6 protein-coding genes and 1 pseudogene are annotated in these 2,713 nt (G+C 55.2%); all 7 read right to left on the bottom strand.

Annotated elements, in window-relative coordinates; translation table 11 throughout:
- On the bottom strand, window positions 1-188 hold a 188-nt coding region (locus BT108_RS13235; protein WP_177257330.1), incomplete at its 3' end, for a recombinase family protein.
- 175 nt (window positions 189-363) lie between these two features.
- A complete protein-coding gene (locus tag BT108_RS13230; protein ID WP_072295023.1) occupies window positions 364-873 on the bottom strand; it encodes a hypothetical protein in 510 nt (169 codons plus the stop codon).
- Entirely contained in the window at window positions 866-1,156 is a 291-nt protein-coding gene (locus BT108_RS13225; RefSeq protein WP_072295022.1) for a hypothetical protein, read from the bottom strand. Before BT108_RS13225 ends, BT108_RS13230 begins: the two co-directional genes overlap by 8 nt.
- 8 nt (window positions 1,157-1,164) lie before the next feature.
- Window positions 1,165-1,647: a hypothetical protein gene (locus BT108_RS13220; RefSeq protein WP_143142517.1), complete on the bottom strand. Its 483-nt coding sequence runs from the start codon at window positions 1,645-1,647 to the stop codon at window positions 1,165-1,167.
- A 38-nt stretch (window positions 1,648-1,685) separates the two neighbouring features.
- Window positions 1,686-2,222, bottom strand: a complete 537-nt coding sequence (locus tag BT108_RS13215) for a heparin lyase I family protein (protein ID WP_255369726.1) — start codon at window positions 2,220-2,222, stop codon at window positions 1,686-1,688.
- Window positions 2,223-2,225: 3 nt separating this feature from the next.
- On the bottom strand, window positions 2,226-2,420 hold the full coding sequence (locus BT108_RS13695) for a hypothetical protein (RefSeq protein ID WP_143142516.1): 195 nt from the start codon (window positions 2,418-2,420) through the stop codon (window positions 2,226-2,228).
- A pseudogene (locus BT108_RS13890) lies at window positions 2,420-2,713 on the bottom strand (hypothetical protein); the annotation flags it as partial. The pseudogene BT108_RS13890 and the gene BT108_RS13695, both read right to left, overlap by 1 nt.

Genomic DNA, 2,713 nt, shown 5'->3' with positions numbered 1-2,713 from the left:
CTCTCATTCAGCTGCACGGCAATGAGTTTGCACCCCATCCCCGCGACGTAGAGGTCGAAGATCTCGCGGACGATCTGCGCCTCATCCTCCAGGATGGTCAGACGCTTGCGCTTGCCCTCCGGCACGGCCGAATAGCCGAAGGGAACCCGGCCCCCATTGAAGTACCCGTCCCGCGCGTTCTTCGTCATGCTGCGCAGGGTGACCGCCCATCCACGTTGGACTGAGCGGGATGATCAGCGATTGCGCAAGCCGGAAACAGGGAGGATTGCGGCGCACGGGTTTATCCACAGAAAATGTGGATGATGAAATCATGAAAAGAAAAAGCCCGCGCAAGGCGGGCTCTTCGTGTCCTGATGGATGCGATCAGGCAAGCGCGTGGGCGGATTTCTTGTGGATTCCGAAAGGATCGCCAGTGTCGAATCCCTCAAGCTCGATGTCGGCGAGCGGCACCTTCAGCGCCTTGGCTGCTGAAATCGCCGCCTCGACTATCTGATGGCAGGCGAGCGCATAGCCGCTTCCCGGATTCTCCAGTCCGCGCTCCTTTGCGACATAAATCATGTTGTAGATAATCGACCAGTAATGACGCCAATCGGACGTTTCCTGACTTCCCTGCTCTTTTTCCGTGTCGTCGATCGTCTGGCGGCGCGGTTTCTTGTGCGCGCTGAGCAGAGCATTGGTGTCGAATCCCTCCAGCCCGATCTGCGCAAGCGGCACTCCGCTGACTGCGGCATCGGAAATGGCTGCTTCCAGTATCTGGTAGCAGGCCAGGCCGTGATCGCCCCCCCAGTCTTCCAGCCCGCGGGCCCTCGCGACCCTGACCATGGTGTTCAGTATCGAGGCATAGTCGTGCGACACTCTGGCTGTTTCACTCATTTTCCCGTTCCTTCAAAATACCTTGCAGGATGCCGACAAGTTCTCGCTGACGCCGAATGTCAGCTTCCCAACCCGTGATCAAACCAATCCGTTCACGCGCATCCAGGTCATGGTAATTCTGGATTTTGGACAGCGGGTTCGCAATCCAGTTTTCATGGTATGCGATCTGTTTTTCGAGATTGCGTATGCTCTTCACGATCTGCCGTTGACCATATACACGGTAGACCTTGTACCACCCGCTATGCTTGCCCCCGGCTTTCGCTATTTCGTACGCGCTACTCATGCTCGGTTTCAGTCTAGCATCCCTTTACAAGGCCTGTCCAATGCGCTTGCGTACCGCCCGCCATGGGGCCTTGAGCTGCAGGCCATCCTCCGCGATGAAGGCCGCACGAAGCGTACCGCCTCGTCGGAAACTCGCATCGCCGCGTCGGATTCCAGCAGCGTCCCGGGTTGCGCGGCCATGGCCGCAGCCGCATCCACCCCAGCGCCAGCGGCGGTAAGCGGTGCGGCGCCGAACCGGGCCGCATTCTCCAGCCCGTTCTCCAGGAGGGCATTGCGCTCGGTCGCCAGCTGGTGCAGGCGTAACTCCACCTGCCCTAGCACGTCCTGCAGCTGCTGCAGGGGAATATTGCCGTCGGTACCGCCAGCGACCGCAATACGGGCGCGCAGCTCGGTGGCGGCCCGTTTGTAGATCTGCTCGAGTTCCTTGAGGATGTCCGCATCCAGCGTGTCCATCGCGCGGTGCGCAACGAATGTGCCCCGACGGATAGCCATTTGCAGGGCTCCATCATCGATATCGTTCTTAATTCTTATCAATCTTCAAGTACATGTTTAGGACAAATGGGAGCTCCCCGTATTACCGCTTTATACCCATCATCACCAGACCAAATGTTGATGTTCCTGATATATATGGTTTTTTCTCCCCATTCACTCACACGATTGAAGTTATAGATTCCAAGTTTCAAATATCCTCCATACTCCCGATCATAAGCATTTGCGAAACCGTAACGCTTGAGCATTGGCACCCTATCTACATAGAGCTCCCAAAACCCAGAGCTATCCAATTGCCAGTTCGCGTGTAAGCACATTGAATACCAGCGATCGAAAATAAATGGATGACTTCCTACACGATAAGATTCCGTACCTGGTACAGTCACATCCATAGGTACTCTGGCAACCAGACGATCATGTTCAAGATGCAGCGTGAACTGCACCGCTACTGGCCCGCCCTCACTTTCATGGATTTGCATGATCGCAAATCCTTTATCTGTTTTACCCCAAGAGGATGGAATCATGAATTCCCATGTATACCAACGCTCTCCGGTTGGGTCGAGTTGAGGCCTAAATATAATCTATGAGCGTCGTTCTCCATATGTGGGAATATCTGTCTCCCGCACCGTCAATTTAGCAACCCCATTTACGATTTCAATATGTTCAGGTATTCCTAATGGAGATGCATCACCCGCCACGTTCAGGCCCTGGGCCTGGAGAACTACATCTACTCCAGAAAATGTAGCAGATAAAGAATAATCGGCTAGAAGTGGCATTAGAAAGCCTCCGCAAGGACAAGTTTTCCAGGGTTTGATCGTAATTGTTTAAAGAGCTCAGTGATTTGAGAAAGCGAGGGTGCTGGGTATGTGGAGGGTACGCGCCGGCGGATCACCAGGTCTTCTTCCGTCATGTCGAGCTTGCACCAGGTCTTGCGGGCGGCATCGAGGAAGGGACGTCCGAGACTGCCCAGATCGTCGAAGTTGTCCGGATCGAATCGGGCATGGAACAGCTGCCAGAGCGGAAAAACTGCGAGCTCCCTGCCCGTCATGACGTCGACCTGCGTGTAGGC

The organism is Nitrosovibrio sp. Nv17, assembly GCF_900119085.1.
Classification (GTDB): domain Bacteria; phylum Pseudomonadota; class Gammaproteobacteria; order Burkholderiales; family Nitrosomonadaceae; genus Nitrosospira.
This window is presented reverse-complemented; position numbering and strand designations above follow the sequence as displayed.